The organism is Candidatus Methylacidiphilales bacterium (genome assembly GCA_033875315.1).
In the GTDB taxonomy this organism is placed as follows: domain Bacteria; phylum Verrucomicrobiota; class Verrucomicrobiia; order Methylacidiphilales; family CAZTYG01; genus JANRJG01.
Genome location: JANRJG010000041.1, coordinates 99,253 through 118,085, shown reverse-complemented (window position 1 = coordinate 118,085; position 18,833 = coordinate 99,253). Strand labels below are relative to the sequence as shown.

The following is an 18,833-nucleotide window of genomic DNA, read 5'->3' as shown; positions in this document are numbered from 1 at the left end:
CTTGAAGTTGTAATTTTAAGTTAGAGCGGATTGTCATGAGCAGAGGCTTTGAGGATCTGGAAATTTGGGAAAGAGCCCACAAACCGACCGTCTACGTTTGTCGTGTGTTCATTGATTGCCGTTTCTTTGCACTACGAGGCCGGATTTTACGAACCGCCATCAGTGTGCCCTCCAAAATCGCAGAACGGGCGGAACGAAACTTTCCTGCGGAATTTGCCCGTTTTGTGGGCATCGCCCGGGGCCCACTTGGTGAACTTAGATCGCAGTTGATGATTGCCTGGGAGTTGGCGGTCGCAACCGGTGCCGAGTTGGAAACTTATCTGCGTGAACGTGCGGATTTTTCGCACATACTTTATGCGTTTACCAGAAGCCTGAAAACCCCGGATGTCTTAAAATGAGTTCCCTCTTAAACTTAAATTCACAACTTCAACTCACGAAAACGTTCCTTGGAAAGAACGTTTTCGTGACCGGCCACACCGGATTCAAAGGGGCCTGGCTCTGTGAGTGGCTCCTCTCCCTCGGGGCCAAGGTCCATGGCTTCAGCCTGCCGGAGCCCGTGTCCTCGCCCTGTCTCTTCGATCAACTGGGACTCGCCTCCCGAATGAATGACCGCCGAGGTGACATCCGCGACGGGGCTTCGGTGAAAAAGACCGTATTGGAAATTTCGCCCGACTTCGTCTTCCACCTGGCCGCCCAACCCTTGGTCCGCTTGTCCTACAGCACCCCGGTGGAGACCTGGGAAACCAACGTCATGGGCACCATCCATGTTCTTGAAGCGCTGAGGGCACTTCAAGAAGCCAAAGCCGCAAGTTTAAGGGGAGTTTCAACTTCCGACTCAAACTTGAGCAAGGTGACGACCGTCGCGGTCCTCATCACCACCGACAAAGTGTACGAAAACCGTGAGTGGTTGCACGGCTACCGGGAAGTGGATCCGCTCGGCGGCCACGATCCCTACAGTTCGAGCAAAGGCGCGGCGGAGATCGCCATTGCTTCCTGGCGGAATTCGTTTTTCGAAGATGAAGGGCTTCGTGCATCGTGCTTCGTTGCCTCGGCCCGGGCGGGCAATGTCATCGGGGGCGGGGATTGGGCTATGGACCGTATTGTGCCCGACGCCATCCGCGCCCTTGCTTCCGGACATCCGGTGCCCGTGCGCAACAAAATCTCCACCCGTCCCTGGCAGCACGTGTTGGAGCCTCTGTCCGGTTATCTCCTCCTTGCGGCTCGTCTCGCCGCAAGTGTTGATGGGGTGAATGCCGCCGCAGGCGGCGTTGAAGGATTTAAAGGTGGAATCCCCTCGACCTCTCAACCCTTCAACCCTTCAACGGCAGAGCTCTGCGCCGCCTTCAACTTCGGTCCCCATCTGGAATCCAACAAGACGGTCGAAGAGCTGGTCGAGGAAATACTCAAACATTGGCCAGGCACCTGGGAGGACCGCTCCGACCCGAACGCCCCCCACGAGGCCGGGAAGCTCAATCTCGTCTGGGACAAGGCCCATCATCTGTTGGGCTGGTCACCGCGATGGGATTTTGCCACCACGTTGTCACAAACCGTGGCGTGGTATCGTGGAGTTCACGAGGGGGGCAATCCGGGAGAATTGACCCGGAGACAGATCAGGGAGTATCATGCACCATTATGAGTATCACTGTCGTCAAGGAGGGTGGCGTGTTGCGGGTCATAGACTCGAGCGAACCCATTCCCGAGGGGGCACACTTAGAACTTTATACCGAAAATGAGCTTCTGAGTATCTCGCTCGAACGAAAAGCGATGCTGGACCTGCAAATGCCTTCCTTCATCCGAGGGGATGAAGATGAATCTGCGGAAGAACTCTTTGAAATCCCCGGCAAATGATCCAACCCGGCCGCTTTTACTACCTTGACTGGCCACATACGGATTCCGACCGCAAGGGGTCGGCATCCTTTTCTTCGAAAAGCAGGCCTGCATTGGCGATCACGGGCGCTGATAAACAGGGTGACGTCACTCTTCTCAAAGTCACCGGTGCGCCGCACTATCCTCATGCGATCGCCTTTACCCAGGAAGATCTGGCCAGCGGTCGTTTGCTGAAGACGAGTTATATCCGCACAGACCGCTTTCTGACCGTTCATGAATCCGAGCTTCGGGATTGGGGCGCGTCACTGAAGCCCTCTCGTTTGAAGGATTGTCACAAAGCCTTGGCCTTGTCCAATTCCCGTTCCTTCTCCCGCCTGACCCACTTGGCGCAAAGGCCCGGGGATGATGAGGTCCGCTTGGAAACGGAGGCTGAAACCCACCGGAAACTTGAAGCCGGAAACTTGAAGCCGGAAGCCATTCCCTACGCCGGTCGTGTCTTTGATGAAGACGAAGTGACGGCGGCGGTTTCCGCCACCCTCGATTTTTGGCTCACCCTGGGCAAGGAGGGTGAGGCTTTTGAATCCGAACTGGCGGAATTCCTCGGGGTGCGCCGCTGTATCCTGACCAATTCCGGCTCTTCGGCCAACCTGCTGGCCTTCACCGCCCTGACCAGCCACAAACTGCCACCGGAGAAACGCATCCGTCCCAGCGACGAAATCATCACCTGCGCGGCCGGATTCCCCACCACCGTGGCCCCGATCCTGCAAAATGGCGCGGTGCCCGTTTTCCTCGACAATGACCCCACGACCGGCAACGCCGATCTCTCCCGCTTGGAGGAAGCCTTTGTCCCCGGGAAAACCAAGGCCGTCATGATGGCCCACGCCCTGGGCAACCCCTTCGATCTGGCCACCGTGCTGGCCTTCTGCAAAAAACACGACCTCTGGCTGATCGAGGACAATTGTGATGCCCTGGGTTGCACATATTCGCTTCCCGTCGCGTTGGCCGAATCCTTGGGATTGCAGCATCTTCTCCAGCGCGCGAGAGCCAACCCAGAATCAAACACACAGAACCAGGCACTCAAAATCCCCCGTATCGTGGACGGGATTTTGACCGCCTACACCGGCACTTTCGGTGACCTCAGCACACAGTCCTTCTACCCGCCGCACCACCTGACCATGGGCGAGGGTGGGGCCATCAACATCGTCAAGGACATGAAGCTCAAGGTGCTGGTGGAGAGCTTCCGGGACTGGGGCCGGGATTGCTGGTGCGCCAGCGGGGTCGATAACACCTGCCGGAAACGGTTCGGCTGGCAACTGGGTGAACTGCCCGAGGGCTACGACCACAAATACATCTACAGCCACATCGGCTACAACCTGAAGCCGCTCGATCCGCAGGCGGCCATCGGCCGGGCCCAATTGAAGAAGATGCCCGCCTTCATCGAGGCCCGCAAACGCAACTGGGAATTGTTGCGCCGGGGATTGGCCGGGCTGGAGGATGTGCTGGAGTTTGCCCTGCCCACCCATGCATCCGCATGGTTGGGAGTTGAAGTTGAAGGTTTAAGTTCAAGAAAAGACGAATGGCAGGAGGCCTCATTCGGATGGAAATCCGACGGTCTTTCTCCCTTAAACTCAGACATGTCACATGAACACGGGCTGCGCTGCAGTCCGTCCTGGTTCGGCTTCATGATGCTGGTGAAGCCCGGGGCTCCTTTTTCCCGCACAGATCTGGCCCGGCATTTGGACGAACACAAGATCGGCAACCGCATGCTCTTTGGTGGCAACCTCGTCCGCCAGCCGGCATTCGTCCAGTTGCGTCATGACAACCCGGACGCGTTCCGCGTCGTCGGGGGAAGCCGGGGCAAACAAGGAGCAACAAGCCTTCTCCCGGGTGCGGATAGAATCATGAATGAGGCGATCTTCATCGGAGTCTATCCCGGCCTGACCCCGGCCCAGATCGACCGCATGGTGAGGGTGATCAGGGGTTTTGTTGGTACAGAGCGACAAGTGAGCGGTTGATTCTAATCCAAATGCGGGGACGTAGGGCGGGATGGCCACGGACGCTTCTGCAATGGGGCTCTCGTGTTTTTTCTTTGTTTGATTGATCCGCCCTGTCTGGTTGATTGGTGTGCGTTTACACCTCGAGCGAAACGAGGCGGGAACGCGCAGTTGGACATGTGTGAGAACGGTTCTTTTGACGCAAGTTCTCTTGGGTCTCCTCGTGAGGGACATCAGGGGCCGGCATGTCTTGGTCCTGGTTGCTTGTTTCTCTAAAAGAATGGGGGAAAGAGACACCTAACTTAGCAATAATAAGTATTGAAGGCGATCCCGGGCTTGGATACCATGGCAGAGTGATTCATCTGGACATCAAGTCTTTGATGCGCTGTGCGGCTGCCGGCACGGCGGTTTTTTGCGGCATGACGCGGGCTTGGTCTCTCGACGCAACAACGCCGCGCTATTACTTTGCCACGTTTTCCAATTCGGCTCAGACACAACTTTATCTCGCTTCCTCATTTGATGGCAGGCGCTTTGATCCGCTCACCGGGGGGCCGGTTTTTACAACGACTTCACCCGAAACCCTGCGCGACCCTTCGATTATCAAATTGCCGGATGCTTGGTATGTCTGCCACACCGCTGGGAGTAATTTGGGGAACGCGGCCTACTTCACCATCCTAAGGTCTACCGACTTGGTCAACTGGACCAAGGTGATCGATGTCAGTACCGCAGGTATTCCGAACACAAACTACACCTGGGCTCCGGAGTGGTTTCGCGACGACGATGGATCGCTGCACATATTATTCAGTGTTTCACCGCTGATAACCCGCGAGCATCGTTTGTATGAGATCCATCCCACATCATCCGGGCAATGGTCCTCCTGGTCTGCTCCGACGGAATTGACTGGAAGTGCTTTCCCCTCATTCACCCATCCCCCGGGGAGCACCACATTCGTGGGGTATTATGATGCCTATGTGGTGAAGCGGGGAGGAGAGTACCACTTGTTTTACTTTGATGTATCGACAAGTTGTATCCAATGGGCCAAGTCTAATGCCCTGACCGGTCCCTATGCAGTGGTCCGTGGCGGGAATTGGCAGGGCATTGGTGCTTATAAGGAAGGCGGCACCATGGTCCACCTGGGCGGCACGAATTGGCGGTTTTACTTTGCCGATGCTATTTACAGTAGAATGTCTTACGTTGAATCGACCAATGATTGGGCAAACTGGAACGCGCCTGTGTTGATGGATTCGCCGGTCGTCTTTAATCATGGCACCGTGGTATTCAATCCCTCCCTCCCCGAACTTAAGCCTTCTTTGGAAATCCTTCCGGGCTTGCAAGTCCGTCTGCGTTTTCCTGGAGTGAATAAAAATGGTTATCAGGTAGAGTCATCACCGGACCTGGTGACTTGGACTTCGCTGGGTTCTGTCATCCAAGGGGCAGGGGCCGAAGTCCTGACGGACCATGACCCCGCCGGCGCTGGACGTCTCTTTTATCGCGTGAAATGGCTGCCCTTTCATCTGCCCTTGGATTGAGATCCTGCGCCAAAAAATGGAAAGTAAATCCATGCCGATCCTTTTCATGGTCAATCTTGCAGTAGTCGGTGGAAGGCATTGAGGTCCCGGTGTTCAAGGCGCGGCAAACACATACGATGTTCAGAGCCGGCCCATGAGAGGATATGGCCGGGGAGTCTTTTTATGAAGGAAGGTTCAGAGAGTGGTTTTTCAATAGGAGGGATTGGGAATTTGAGCCGATCAGAAGGTTCCGCAGGCTCTAATATCAAATCTAACTGAATGGGCGGGAACCCAACGTGCCCGGCACTGTGAGCCCCGTTGCGGCAACGTGCCGCTCACGCGGAGGTTCGCGTGACCGCGTTGGAAGCGCCACGTGTCCCGTTCCACGGTGACGTGGTCACGGGAGAACGCGACCTCACACGGCCCGCTCCACCAAAGGCATCCAAGGCGGAACGCGCACTTCCGCCGTCGCCGGGCCTATGGCGGGACAAGCCGAGCGCGTTTGCCTCATTTTCCGCTTAATCCATTCAACTTGGTATAAGCCTGATCGGACCAGACAAGCAGGAGGAAGTGGCCATCAATTGCCTTTTGACACTACCCCCAAACTTCACAGGTCCAGTTTGTTCCGTGTTGTGTAACACGCCAGAGTCAAGAACGGGGCGAAGCGCTATGTTCCGGGCGTTACGAAGGGGAGAATGAAGATGCCGCGAAGTGGGAAGCTTTCGTTGGCAATGGAACAAGAATCCGATAAATTCCCGGCAAGATGACACCTGAAGATGTCCAGAGAACTGTTTCTGTCGTCATGCCTGTGTTCAATGAGGAATCCACCCTTTCCCGGGTGGTGGAAGCCGTTTTGGTCCGTCCCGAAGTGGCGGAACTGATTCTGGTGGATGATTGCTCGCGGGACGGGACTTGGAGGGTGATGGAGAAACTGGCCGAGGGCGATCGCCGTATTCGGATTTTCCGGCACGAGGTGAACCGGGGAAAGGGTGCCGCCCTGCGGAGCGGCTTCGGACACGCCACGGCACCCTATGTGTTGATTCAGGATGCCGATTTGGAATACACCCCGGAGGATTATCCCACCCTCTTGCGTCCCCTCTGGGATGACCGGGCCGATGTGGTTTTCGGGTCGCGTTTCATGGGATCGGGTACCCACCGGGTGCTGTATTTTTGGCACTACGTGGGGAATACGTTCCTCACCCTGCTTTCGAACATGTTCACCAATCTCAACCTCACCGATATGGAAACGTGCTACAAAGTCTTCAAACGGGAAATCATCCAAGGGATGAAGATCGAGGAAGAGCGATTTGGATTTGAGCCTGAGATCACCGCCAAAGTGGCGCGCCACCAACCCAGGCTGCGCATTTACGAGGTTCCCATCTCTTACTACGGGCGTACCTACGAAGAGGGGAAAAAAATCGGCTGGAAAGACGGGGTGAGGGCCTTGTGGTGCATCGTCCGCTACAACCTTTTCCGATGACCCGAGTCTTTGGCGGCACGGAGAAGGGGTCTGTTTGCTGGTTGCTCTTCTCGGCTTGGGCCACGCTGACGGGCTGGTTGCTTTCTCTGCCGGGTTGGATGAGCCGACCGGGGTATGCCTGCTTCCTGGCTGGGTTCGTCGGATGTTGCATTTGGAGACGGCGTGATCTGGGTTTGGCAGGAGGGGCGGACTGGTTTCCAAGGCGCCTTCGTTTTTTACGGGCACTCAAAAATCCAGGTACGTTGCCGAACTGGCTGCCATTTATTTGGTTGGTGACTTCCTTGTTCGCACTGGCGGGAGGTCTGTTGTACCATCCCAACAACTACGATTTTCTGACCTACCGCTTTCCCCGGATACTTCATTGGTGGTGGGAGGGGGGGTGGCATTGGATTGTGACCGGGAACGACCGCCTCAACTACAGTGGAACCGGTTTTGAATGGATGGTCATGCCCCTCTTCCAGTTCACCCGGAGCGACCGCCTATTCTTTCTCCTCAACTGGATTCCCTACCTCCTGATGCCGGGATTGGTTTATTCCGTTTTCAAGCGTTTGGGATTGGGCCGGAAAACCGCCTGGGTTTGGATGTGGCTCCTGCCCTCCGGCTATTGCTATGCCATGCAGGCCGGGAGCGCGGGAAATGACAGCTACGCGGTCGTCTATGTTCTGGCGGCGCTGCATTTCGGATTCATGGCCCGGGATCTCTGGAGTGCAGGCCCGGGTCCGGGAGTGTTTCTTCCCGCGGCCTTGTCGGTTCTTTCTGCCGCCCTGCTGACCGGGGCAAAGGCCTCGAACCTGCCGTTGCTTCTGCCCTGTCTTCTCCCCCTTTTGCCTCTGTGGAAAGAACCATTTCGGCAACCCCTTCGCTGGGTCAGCCTAGGAGTGGTCGCGGCAGGGGTGTCATTCCTGCCCCTGGCTGTTCTCAATCATCTTCATGTCGGCGACTGGAGTGGAGATCCCGACAACAACGGCAAAATGAAACTGGATAATCCCGCAGCGGGAGTGGCGGGCAATGTCCTCCAACTGGCTGTGGGGAGCCTTCAGCCTCCGCTCCTACCCCTGCCTGCATGGTGGAACGGACCCGTGAACCGGTTGGCGGACTCTTTGGGGGTGGGGCAACTGAAAACGGACTTTCCCCGCCTGAGCCTGAACATGGGGGAATTGCCCAACGAAGAAGGAGCCGGACTGGGACTGGGATTGACCCTGTTTCTGGGGCTTTCTGGTGCCACCGCGATGGCCACCCGTCTTCGATTGTGGAGGCGGTTCGGGAAGGCGGAACAGCCCGGGACATCGAAGGGCCTGCTGGACTGGCTGGTGATAGGGGTTTGCCTAACTGGGTTTTTGGCGGCTGCGGTCTATGCCGCCAAGATGGGGAGCGAATGCACGGCCAGGCTTCTGGCGCCCTATTACCCCCTTCTGATTGCGGCGGTGTTGCGTTTGTCCGGTCCTGTTCCTGACTGCCGGTGGATTTCCTGGTGCGGAGTGGGGGTCGCCGCCACCGCCTGGATTCCGCTTGCCCTGACCCCGTCGCGTCCCCTCGTGCCAGTGGAGGTCATTGTGAGGGAATGCTTGGGGAACCGCGCCGAAGGGAAAACCTGGGAGAGAGTGAAGCAAGTCTATGAGGTGTACTCGCGGAGGTGGGATGCGCTTGCGCCCGTGCGCGAAGCCCTGCCAAGCGGGGTCCGGGTGGTCGGTTTTGCCGGTTCGGGCGATGATTCGGAAGTATCCCTTTGGCGACCTTTTGGCAGACGCCAGGTGCGGTTCCATTCGGACGGGATGGATGGGTTGGACTGGGTCGTGCTCAAGAGAAAACCCGATGCGTCCGAGGCGTCTCCTCCTGTCGGTTCGGGCCGCTACCGGTTACGGTCTTCGGTGCCTGTCGTGAGCAAAATCAGGGAAGGATCGTGTTGGTGGGATATCTGGGAACGGCTTCCTTGACCCGCCTGCTCAAAGGCCTCTGGCCTGTCGGATAGTTGTTTCCGAAAAATTACCCGAGAATTACTCGTGACCCTCTACGGGCATCGTGGAAAAATTGTGTCCCTCATGAAACGAGCTCTCATCGGACACACCGGCTTCGTCGGATCGAACCTCGCCGCCCAGGGTTCCTATGACGCCTTTTTTCGCAGCCGGAACATCGAAGACATGGCCGGTCAGTCCTACGACCTCGTCGTCTGTGCCGGCATCCAGGCCAAAAAGTGGTGGGCCAACGACCATGCCGAAGAAGACCGCCAAGGCATCCGCCGCTTGTTGGACGTTCTGGCCACGGTGCGTGCCGGTTGCATGGTCCTCATTTCGACGGTCGATGTCTACCCCCAGCCTTCCGGGGTTGATGAAGATTCCCCCATCGACCCCGGGATCAATCACGCCTATGGACGGAATCGCTTCGAGGCGGAGCAATCCATCCGCGCCCTTTTCCCCTCCCACGTGGTGGTCCGTCTTCCCGGCCTTTTCGGAGAGGGGATCAAAAAGAATGTCATTCATGATCTCCTTCACGATCATGAATTGCACAAGATCAACCCCGCCGGGGTATACCAGTATTACAGCCTCGACCGCATCCAAGCGGACATCGACAAAGCTGTCGCCATGGGCATTCCTTTGGTGAATTTTTCCGCTGAGCCCGTCAGCACCCGTGAAATTATCGGGCGCTTTTTCCCCGACAAGCAGGTGGGGCCGGAAACCGCGTTCAAGGCGTCTTACGACATGCACAGCAAGTATGCCGACGCTTGGGGATCGAAGCGGCCGGGGTATCTTTTCAGCCGTGGGGATGTGCTCGGTCAGTTGGAAGTTTTTCTGGGACGGCACGGCGTGCGTTCTGTGTCTTCAAACTCATGAAACCCCAGCCCTGTCTGGCCTTTTCCAATATCGCCTGGTCTCCGGAGGAGGATCTTCCGGCCTATGACCTTTTGGGGAAACTCGGAGTAAGCCAGGTGGAATGTGCCCCCGGGCGTCTTTGGCCGCAGCCAGCGGAGGCCACGGATGTGGAGGTGCGCCAAGCCCTGGGGCCAATTGTCGCGCGTGGGCTTTCGGTTTCTGGATTCCAAGCCATCCTCTATCAAAAAAGCGAACTATTGCTTTTTGATGATCAAACACGACCCAGGCTGATGGAACACTTGAAGGGATTGGCACGGGTGTGTGCCATGGTGGGAGGGCGTTATCTGGTATTTGGTGCCCCCAAGAATCGTTGGGTTCCCGATTCGTTGGACGCGTCTTCGGCCCGACGGGAGGCGGTGGATTTTTTCCGTGAGTTGGGCCGTGAGGCCGCCGGCCTGGGGGTGGTATTCGGGATGGAAGCCAATCCCGCTTCCTACGGCTGCAATTTCTGCACCCATGTCGCAGACACGGTGGGGTTGGTGCGCGAAGTGGATTCACCGGGTTTCCGATGGCATCTCGATGCCGGTGAACTGGCGATGAATGCGGAAAAGCTTCCCGAAACCATCCTTGAACACGCGCCCTGGGTCGGATCGGTTCACGTCAGTGAGGCCAACCTGGATGGATTTGCATCTCCTTGGGAGGGGCATGCCAAAGTGGCGCGTTGCCTGGAACAGATCGGTTACGCGGGCACCCTTTCGATTGAAATGAAGCGACAGCCGGCCGGCTTGGAATCCGTGCGGGAGGCCGTGGAACACGTGAGCCGTATCTACCTGCCCTGAACCAGCCAGGCCCTTTTCATGGAAACTCCCCGTATGACGCAGTCTGCCGATGCCGTGGTTGTGGGCGGGGGATTTTTTGGCATGTATCTGGCCTTGTTGCTCAAGGCGCGGGGTCTTTCGCCGGTGATCCTGGAGCGTGGTCCGGATTTCATGCTCCGGGCCTCCTACCACAACCAAGCACGCGTTCACAATGGCTACCATTATCCGCGCAGCCTCATGACCGCCGTCCGCTCCCGGGTCAACTTTCCCCACTTCCTCCAGGATTTCCCGGAATCAATTGTCGAGGATTTCGACAAATACTACGCCGTGGGCCGCGTGCTCGGAAAGGTGACGGCGGACCAGTTTGAAACCTTCATGGCCCGGGTCGGGGCTCCCCTACAACCAGCCCCAGAACGCGTCTCCCGCTTGTTCAGCTCGCCGTTGATTGAGAAAGTCTGGAAAGTCCGGGAAGTGGCCTTTGATGCCGGCAAGCTACGCCTCACCATGCGGAAGCGCTTGGAGGAGGCGGGGGTCGAGTTTTATTTTGAGGCCGACGCCCGGTGCCTGACCCATAGAGCTGATGGGGCGATGGAATTGGCCGTGGAAACCAATGGGGGTCGGCGTTTGTACGGAACCCCTTGGGTATTCAATTGCACCTACAGCGGACTGAATCGGCTGCGGTACCATTCCGGACTGCCCCTCCTTCCCCTCAAACACGAATTGACCGAGATGGCACTGGTCCAGCCTCCGCAGGAATTGCAAAATCTGGCGGTCACGGTCATGTGTGGTCCGTTTTTTTCCTTGATGCCTTTTCCCGACCGCGGACTTTGGACCCTGAGCCACGTGCGCTACACCCCGCACCATGCTTGGAAGGAAGGAGGCTCGCAAAGCGGAACGGAAGCCTGGCAGGACGCGTATGAACATTTTGACCGTGCAGTCAAAAGCACCGACGGTCCCCTCATGATCCGCGATGCCGCCCGCTACCTTCCTGCCATGTCCAAGTGTCGTCAGGAGGGGTCGTTGTGGGAGGTGAAGACCGTCCTCCCGCAAAGCGAACTCGACGATGGTCGGCCGATCCTCTTTCATAGGGATCCGGAAATGCGCGGTTTGGTGAGCCTCATGGGGGGGAAATTGGACAACATCTACGACATCCCCCAAGAACTGGCGGCCTTGGGGTTGGGAATGTAAACAGAGAGAAAGAAACGGATTATGGATAAAAGCCTGGTTGTTTCGGTGGTTGTGCCCCTGAGAAATGGGGCGGAGATACTGCCTGCCTTTCTCGGGGAGTTGGCCGGGGTTCTGAAAGAGGCCTATTACTTCTACGAAATCATCCTGGTGGACGATGGCTCCACCGATCGCACGCCCAGGGTGGTGGCGGAATTGCTGCGCGTGCAGGAGCGCGTCCGCTTCCTCCAGCTTTCGCGGCCCTACGGGCGGGAGATTGCCACGGCGGCCGGCTTGGAAACCGCCATTGGGGATTTTGTCGTGGTCATGGATGCCCTGACCGATCCGCCGGCCATGATTCCGGACCTGGTGGCGCGCTGTCGTTTGGGCAGCGGTGTGCTCTGCGGGATATCCAGTGAGCCTGAAAAGTCCGGTCTGCTGACCGCCTGGGCCACGCGACTCTTTCACACCTATTGTCGGAAGGTGTTGGATATCGATTATCGGGAAAACTCCACCGATTTCCGCGTCCTCAGCCGCCAGGCGGTCAATGCCGTCACCCGCATCCGGGATCGTCGGCGATACCTGCGGATTTTTGCCGCCACCTTGGGGTACCAGCAGGAGTGCTTCACCTACCAGCCGAGGACGGCAGTCAACCAAAGCCGGGGCGGGTTGCAGGAACGGGTGGAACACGCCATAGAGATTGTCATTGCCCAATCCCGCCATCCCCTGCGCGTGGTAAGCCGGTTGGGTCTGCTCATGAGCGTATTGAATGTCCTCTATGCGGGATACATTGTGGCCATCTATTTTTTGAAACCCGATGTGGCCCGGGGATGGACCACGCTCTCCATGCAGATGACCGGGATGTTTTTTTTCCTGTTCCTGATCCTCGCCGTGCTGTGTGAATATGTGGGACGGATTTTGGAAGAAACCCAGGAGCGGCCCCTGTATTACGTGGCCGCCGAGCAGACCAGCTCCGTGCTCCTGGAAACTTCGATCGAAAAGAATATCCTGAACGAGGCCAAGGCAATATGAACCCCGCCTGGCAAGTGCCGACCTACCAGGTGGCGTGGGGGAAGCCCGGGCGCAACCGCTATGCGGTGTGTGTCTTTGTCATCAATGAAGGTGAACGTGTGAGGGCGCAGCTTCAGCGCATGAAGCCCCTGACCGACGGGGTGGATGTCGTGATTGCCGATGGGGGGAGCACGGACGGGTCCTTTGACGGAGACATCCTGGAGGAGGCCGGCGTGACGGCGCTTTTGGTCAAAACCGGCCCGGGGAGATTGAGCGCCCAAATGCGGATGGGCTTGGCTTGGTGCCTGCAGCAGGGTTATGAGGGCGTGGTGACCATTGATGGGAATGGAAAGGATGGGATCGGGGCCATCCCCCAATTTATCAAATTATTGGAAGCCGGATATGACCACGTCCAGGGATCGCGGTACATTGCCGGGGGACATCATGAGAACACACCATTCCTGCGGCACTGGGGGGTCCAACTGCTCCATGCCCCATTGATCAGCCTGGCCGCAAGGTTTCGTTACACCGACACCACCAATGGCTTCCGAGCCTACAGCCGGAAGTTCTTGGTGGATGAGCGGGTGCGGCCTTTCCGGGACTGTTTTGTCTCGTATGAACTGCACTACTACCTGGCCATCCGTGCGGCAAGATTGGGGTTCCGGTGCGTGGAAACGCCCGTCAGCCGGGTTTATCCCCGGCACGGGAAAACCCCCACCAAAATAAGCGGACTGAAAGGGAATTGGTTGGTCTTGAAGACGCTCTTTGATGCAGTTAGGGGTAAATATGATCCTCTCCTGTGATAAAGTGGCAAGCGACTTGTCGGCTTCGGAAGGCAAGCGGGAGTGTTGGTGAAACTGATCCTTGTGGAGCCGGGCGGACATCATTTGTCCGGACATATGCGGGAAAAAATACTCCTTGCTGCGGTAAGTCTGCGTGAGCTTGGAGTCGGCGTGACCTTGGTGGGTTGGGCGGAAACACCGCCACCGGATGTTGTTCTCGATGATTACGTGTGTCCTCCGTCTTTTGTGCGGCACGTGGCCGGATGGATACCTCGAAAACTCACCACTTTGTATATTGAGTTTTGGGTCTATCTCACGGCATTTATCGCTTCTCGTAGCGGAAAAATGGGGGTCATCGGCATGACTTCATCCGGACCTTACGGTCCCGTATTCGCCTCCTTTTTTTGTCATCCTCCGGCTGCCTACCTACAGCGCATGATCCACCCGGGACTTTTCCCTGTTTCCGGGGGATGGGGGATTGTTCGGAGGCGAGCTCTTGCATGGAAATGCTTGGTGCGTAATGGAGGGCGATTGGTTTGCTTTAATGAATTGATGCAAACGACATTTGATCAGTCAGTGGGTCCTGGGGCTACGGTCTGCATTCCTGAATTCATCGCCTTGCCCGGCCCTGAAAAGATTACTGAGCGAAAAATTCGCAGATTATTGGCCACGGGATGGGACAATGCGAGGCGCTCACCGGTGGGCCATTTGGAACGTTTGGAGGATTTTGCCGGTCTCAACGAGATCATCATCCATGATCCCGAACTCAATGCTGAAAAGCTCCAGCCATTGCGGGATCGATTGGCGACATGCCCATCGGTCAAGTTGACGGGCATATCCGGATACTTCACTGGTGGGGCTTGGCTTGAGCTGTTCGCCCGGGCTGATGCCAGTCTGATCGCTTACGCGGGGACATTCCCGGCAATGAGTGCGCTTTTTTTGCAATCAATTGCGTGTGGACTGCCAGTGGTGTCCTCGCGCTTCCCGGACGGCATTGAGTGTTTCGCCAGATTTGGCAAACTGGGAGAATTGTTCGACTATGGGGACAGGGGAACACTGTCCGCGGCCATCGCCCGAATATGTGCCTGGAGCGACTTGGACTGGAAGGAGTTTTTCAGTGCACGCGAAGGTTTGTTGGCGGCGGTAAACCCGGCTTCCTCACTTTCGCAGTATTTGTCTTTTCTAAAAAAACAACATGCGTGTCCATGAAGGGTTCGGTGGATCAATAAGTCAGTAAGGACCACGTTGCCGAGTGTATGGTAAGTTTTGAGTCCGAAGGCCGGACTTTCAGCCTGATTTCCGGGTTTGTCAGTTCGTGGTAAAGAAAGGGTATTCTTCGCTTCACGTGTGATCCGGTTTCGAGTCCGAAACCCATGTTGCTTTCAGTCGGTTCTACTTGGGCGTGGGTTTTGAGGAGTAGATGGTGTTTAGGTAGTGCGCTGTATTCAATATCGAAGAGTATGTAAAAGGGTTTCGAGAGCGGAGTTCGCCTCAACATGAGGCGCTCGCGGTCGGCTTGGGGCATGTTGACAAGCGATTCGGTTGGTGAAATCTGCCGCACGGCAGCTTCTCCGCCCGGAATAATCTCAGCCTGGGAAACATTGTTTTTTTTCCAAACAAAGACCATGCCGGTTTCCTTAACTTTTTCATAACCCTCCAGCAGGAGGGTTTCGTAGACGTGCCAGTTCTGCGCACGCAGCCAGCTTTCGAAGGCAATATAAGCGGGATTGATCGTAATGATGCGATCGGGGGGATGTTGGATGAGGTGTGAAATGACCCTCTCCTCATTTTTTGGGCCCAAGGCATGGATGAGGTAATCGGTCCGCAATGAATTGCGCGTGCCGATCAGGGTATCATAAAATCCTCCGTAACTGCACCAAAGGGACTTCACATTTTCAGTATCCCGAAGAGAGCGGGCAATTTTGACGTCAGAGGTGAAAGCCGTCGAAAGGTAGCCGCCCAATTCCGGCACGCTGATAAGGGGGGCCCGGTATCGGGAATGCCAGAATTCGGTCATTTTTGCGGGATGGGTGGGGGCCGGGCTGCTGTTCGCCAAAAGCAGTCTGGCATCGACTCCCTTGTGCAGGTGCCACCATTCCGTCCAGGAAAGGGAGACGATTACTGCCATAACAATAGCCATAATCCGATGGGGCCATTCGGGGGCAGGATGAACTGGGAGGCGCTTTTGGAGCGCGGTGGTAAAATGATGAATTCCCAGGCCGGCTACCCAAAAAAAACCGAATAGGATGCTGTCCCTGAAATTGTCCACTTGGTTGACATTGACGATAGAGGCAAGGGTGCCGGATGTAACCAAGCAGGCCAGAGCCAGTGACGTGGCCAGGAAAGTAATTTTTTTCTTCTTAAGAAATAAGTAGAGCGAAAGCGCGCAGGCCCCGCATTCCAAAGTGATACGCGCCCAATGGAGCGTGTTCCAAGAGTAAGCTTTTTTGGCAGACACATCGAAATACCAGTATGATGTCTCGGAGATGTCCTTGAGATAGCCGAAATAAATCAATGGAGCATCCCATCGTCCGGATAAGCTGAAGGATGCCAGATAGAAGGTCGTGAAAGCCGTTGATGCGCCCAGGATTCCTGTTAGGAAAACGGACTTGAAGTCCGGGAAGATCGGGCTCCGGTATTGTGCAAGCAATACTGTAAGTGCGAGGGTGGCCAATGAGGCGGGTAGACCGTAATCCGTTGACCAGAGCGCACAGAACCCGGCCAGCACTCCTCCCGCAAGCGCGACCATCAGAGGTCTGCTCTTCCCGTTTGACCGATGCAGGTGCGATTCCAAACCAATCAGCAGGGCGAACGATACAAACAAACAGACGGGTCGCACGGTGCGGAGTGAAGTTCCCGGGTCAATGTAGGTCAGATGGGATAAAAGAAGGCGCAGGGGTTTCGCACCTGAAGGCGCTGGGGACATTTCAAGCAATCGGTAGATGATGATTTGTACGTCCGGCAGCGAATAGAGAAAGACCAAAAGCGTGGGATAAAACAAGCTCGTCCGCAGGCGCATTCCGCCCCAATAGAGACCGAGTGCAGCGATAAAGACAAAGCTTCCGCTACTCAACAAATACGCGGCAATCTTCGATCCGGCGAAGTTTGGGCCGAAGACTAGTGTGACGAGGAACATGACGTAACTGAGCAGCCAGCCCAAGTAGGGATCGAAATCAGCACCGATCCTTTGACCTTGGATCAACCGGTGGACCGGATTCCAGTTTTGGAGATCTCCGTCTGTGCCCAGAAAATCCAATACGATCCCCCGTTGCAGCGAGACGGCCAGCAATAGGAGGGCGGACATAAGCACCCAGGGCACCCAGGCCAGTTGAAGGGTTTTTTTGGGAATAGTTAAGCTGGGCATAAAATGTGGGTTTCTGTTATTTCCGTGTCACACACCAGTCCTGAAAACAAACAACTTCTTACATCGGGAATGTATAATTTGGAAGAGTAGAGCAAGCCTTGGGATAAAACGATCCTTGCCGAGGCTTCATCATCCCGGGTATTTTTAAGCCCGCCATGGCTCATATTCTCATCACCGGTGGAGCCGGTTACATCGGTTCCGTTCTCGTTCCCTCGCTCTTGTCCGAAGGTCACCATGTGACCGTTCTGGACAGCTTCCTGTTCGGTCAGGCTCCCCTGCTTGATTGTGTTCAGAATCCGATTTTCGAGGTCGTCCGTGGCGATTGTCGCGACGAATCCATCGTCAAGCCTCTCCTGGCCAAGGCAGACATCGTCATTCCTCTTGCCGCCTTGGTGGGGGCGCCCATGTGCAAGCTGGACAAGCTGGCGGCCCAATCCACCAATGCCGATGCGGTGAAAATGTTGTGCCGTCTGGCCAGCCCATCGCAGTGGATCCTTGTCCCTGTCACCAACAGCGGTTATGGCATTGGAGAAAAAGGGAAATTCTGCACGGAAGAAACACCCCTGCGTCCGATTTCACTCTACGGCACCAGCAAATGTGAGGCCGAGGCTGCGGTCTTGGAACGGCCGAACGGTTTGAGCTTCCGCCTGGCGACCGTTTTCGGGGCGTCGCCCCGGATGCGGTTGGACCTCTTGGTGAATGACTTTGTCCACCGGGCGGTGAATGACCGGGCGGTGGTGATCTTTGAAGGCCATTTCAAGCGCAATTACATCCACATTCGTGATGTGGCCAAGGTCTTTTCCCATGCCATCCGGAATTTTGAGGCCATGAAGGGCAAGCCGTACAACGTGGGCTTGGACGATGCCAATCTTTCCAAACTGGAATTGTGCGCGAAAATCCAGGAATACCTGCCCCAATTTGTCTATCTGGAAGCCCCCATTGGCGAGGACCCGGACAAACGCGACTACATTGTTTCCAATGCGCGCATTGCGTCCACGGGCTTCAAGCCGGAGTGGTCGTTGGACCGGGGCATCCAAGAGTTGATCAAAGCCTACACGATCATCCGAAACAATAAATTCGGTAACGTGTAGACCCAATGAGCCGTAAGCTATTCAGCGGACTGGAATCCAGTTTCCGGTTCCTCGTCGGGCATGAAGGCTTTTCCTCACACCCCTTGCGGTGTGTCTGGCGGGTTTTTGCCTGGTATCTCCTGGTGTTGACCGGAAGGAATCCAACGATGAAAGTTGGGGCTTGGAACGCTTCCTATCTGTTGCCGAGTGTCTTTCGAAGCCCCGCCAAGGTTTTCTATGTTTTCGGGCGGGACTATGAACCTGAGATCAAATTCTTGGAATCTTATCTCAGGGAGGGAGATGTCTTTGTCGATGGAGGGGCAAACTTTGGACTGTACACGATCATGGCGGCACGCCACCTGGGAAGTGCTGGCCGCGTTTTCGCGTTTGAGCCATTTCCTGAATCCCACGAACTGGTTGTCAAAAATATCGACCGTAATCGCTTGGATAACGTGGAGCTTTTTCAAGTGGCTCTCTCAGATGAAAACGGGGAAGCCCGGTTGGGGGTCCATGATGACCCTGGCCGCAATTCGCTGGCCTTGGATGCCAGCGAGACGATTGCCACAGTAAAAGTGGAGAAAAAGAGGCTAGACGATTTATGGGCCCAGCATCGATTCCCCCTTCCCACGGTGATCAAACTGGACGTGGAGGGGCATGAGCGGAGCATTTTACTCGGGGCGCTGAAAACACTTTCTGCGGCCACTCCCACGATCATTTTTGAGCTGATCCCTCCGTCCTGTGAACGGGCCGGTCATACAGTTGGAGCATTGATCGATCTGCTTCGCGACGCCGGGTATACATTTTTTGCCTTCTCGGGAAACAAAATGATCCCTGCGATTCCAGAATGTGGCGACTACATTGCTGTCCATACATCCCGTTTGACGGAGGACCGGAATATCAGGATGCAAAATTCCTCATGGTGAAGCCCGTCGGGATCAATGCTTGGGTTGCATTTTGGCGGGGTTCCGATCGGTTTGACTTCATTTTCCGATCTATGGACTATTCTGG

Annotated in this window: 16 protein-coding genes; 15 read left to right on the top strand and 1 reads right to left on the bottom strand. The window is 56.2% G+C overall.

Annotation, left to right across the window (positions count from 1 at the left end; translation table 11 throughout):
* The first annotated feature begins 35 nt into the window (after positions 1–35).
* The 13 genes from SFU85_13425 (at position 36) to SFU85_13365 (ending at position 14,600) form a co-directional block, all read left to right on the top strand.
* Positions 36–398 carry a four helix bundle protein gene (locus SFU85_13425; GenBank protein MDX6767778.1) on the top strand — a complete coding sequence of 121 codons (363 nt, stop codon included), beginning with the start codon at positions 36–38 and terminating at the stop codon, positions 396–398.
* Positions 395–1,636, top strand: coding sequence for a CDP-glucose 4,6-dehydratase (rfbG, locus tag SFU85_13420; GenBank protein MDX6767777.1), 1,242 nt, complete (start codon positions 395–397; stop codon positions 1,634–1,636). Before SFU85_13425 ends, rfbG begins: the two co-directional genes overlap by 4 nt.
* On the top strand, positions 1,633–1,848 hold the full coding sequence (locus tag SFU85_13415) for a hypothetical protein (GenBank protein MDX6767776.1): 216 nt from the start codon (positions 1,633–1,635) through the stop codon (positions 1,846–1,848). The genes rfbG and SFU85_13415 overlap by 4 nt, the downstream gene beginning before the upstream one ends.
* Positions 1,845–3,842, top strand: a complete 1,998-nt coding sequence (gene rfbH / locus SFU85_13410; protein MDX6767775.1) for a lipopolysaccharide biosynthesis protein RfbH — start codon at positions 1,845–1,847, stop codon at positions 3,840–3,842. The genes SFU85_13415 and rfbH overlap by 4 nt, the downstream gene beginning before the upstream one ends.
* A gap of 224 nt (positions 3,843–4,066) precedes the next feature.
* On the top strand, positions 4,067–5,350 hold the full coding sequence (locus tag SFU85_13405) for a hypothetical protein (protein ID MDX6767774.1): 1,284 nt from the start codon (positions 4,067–4,069) through the stop codon (positions 5,348–5,350).
* Between the two features lie 742 nt (positions 5,351–6,092).
* The gene (locus SFU85_13400; GenBank protein ID MDX6767773.1) at positions 6,093–6,809 is read left to right on the top strand and encodes a glycosyltransferase family 2 protein; all 717 of its coding nucleotides are present in this window, start codon (positions 6,093–6,095) and stop codon (positions 6,807–6,809) included.
* 272 nt (positions 6,810–7,081) lie between these two features.
* Positions 7,082–8,743 (top strand): hypothetical protein, encoded by a 1,662-nt coding sequence (locus tag SFU85_13395; GenBank protein MDX6767772.1) that lies wholly within the window; start codon positions 7,082–7,084, stop codon positions 8,741–8,743.
* A 105-nt stretch (positions 8,744–8,848) separates the two neighbouring features.
* A complete protein-coding gene (locus tag SFU85_13390; protein MDX6767771.1) occupies positions 8,849–9,637 on the top strand; it encodes a hypothetical protein in 789 nt (262 codons plus the stop codon).
* Positions 9,634–10,455: a sugar phosphate isomerase/epimerase gene (locus SFU85_13385; protein ID MDX6767770.1), complete on the top strand. Its 822-nt coding sequence runs from the start codon at positions 9,634–9,636 to the stop codon at positions 10,453–10,455. Before SFU85_13390 ends, SFU85_13385 begins: the two co-directional genes overlap by 4 nt.
* Before the next feature lie 33 nt (positions 10,456–10,488).
* Positions 10,489–11,622: an FAD-dependent oxidoreductase gene (locus SFU85_13380; protein ID MDX6767769.1), complete on the top strand. Its 1,134-nt coding sequence runs from the start codon at positions 10,489–10,491 to the stop codon at positions 11,620–11,622.
* A gap of 21 nt (positions 11,623–11,643) precedes the next feature.
* Positions 11,644–12,630: a glycosyltransferase gene (locus SFU85_13375; protein MDX6767768.1), complete on the top strand. Its 987-nt coding sequence runs from the start codon at positions 11,644–11,646 to the stop codon at positions 12,628–12,630.
* Complete coding sequence (locus tag SFU85_13370; protein MDX6767767.1) at positions 12,627–13,412, top strand: glycosyltransferase family 2 protein; 786 nt, start codon at positions 12,627–12,629, stop codon at positions 13,410–13,412. Before SFU85_13375 ends, SFU85_13370 begins: the two co-directional genes overlap by 4 nt.
* Positions 13,413–13,460: 48 nt before the next feature.
* On the top strand, positions 13,461–14,600 hold the full coding sequence (locus tag SFU85_13365) for a glycosyltransferase (GenBank protein MDX6767766.1): 1,140 nt from the start codon (positions 13,461–13,463) through the stop codon (positions 14,598–14,600).
* A gap of 13 nt (positions 14,601–14,613) precedes the next feature.
* On the opposite strand, the gene SFU85_13360 is transcribed toward SFU85_13365, so the two are convergent.
* Positions 14,614–16,755, bottom strand: coding sequence for a hypothetical protein (locus SFU85_13360; protein MDX6767765.1), 2,142 nt, complete (start codon positions 16,753–16,755; stop codon positions 14,614–14,616).
* 155 nt (positions 16,756–16,910) lie between these two features.
* Here SFU85_13360 and SFU85_13355 point away from each other — a divergent pair, with 155 nt between their 5' ends.
* Positions 16,911–17,846, top strand: a complete 936-nt coding sequence (locus tag SFU85_13355; protein ID MDX6767764.1) for an NAD(P)-dependent oxidoreductase — start codon at positions 16,911–16,913, stop codon at positions 17,844–17,846.
* 5 nt (positions 17,847–17,851) lie between these two features.
* Positions 17,852–18,748, top strand: coding sequence for an FkbM family methyltransferase (locus SFU85_13350; GenBank protein ID MDX6767763.1), 897 nt, complete (start codon positions 17,852–17,854; stop codon positions 18,746–18,748).
* Positions 18,749–18,833: the final 85 nt, after the last annotated feature.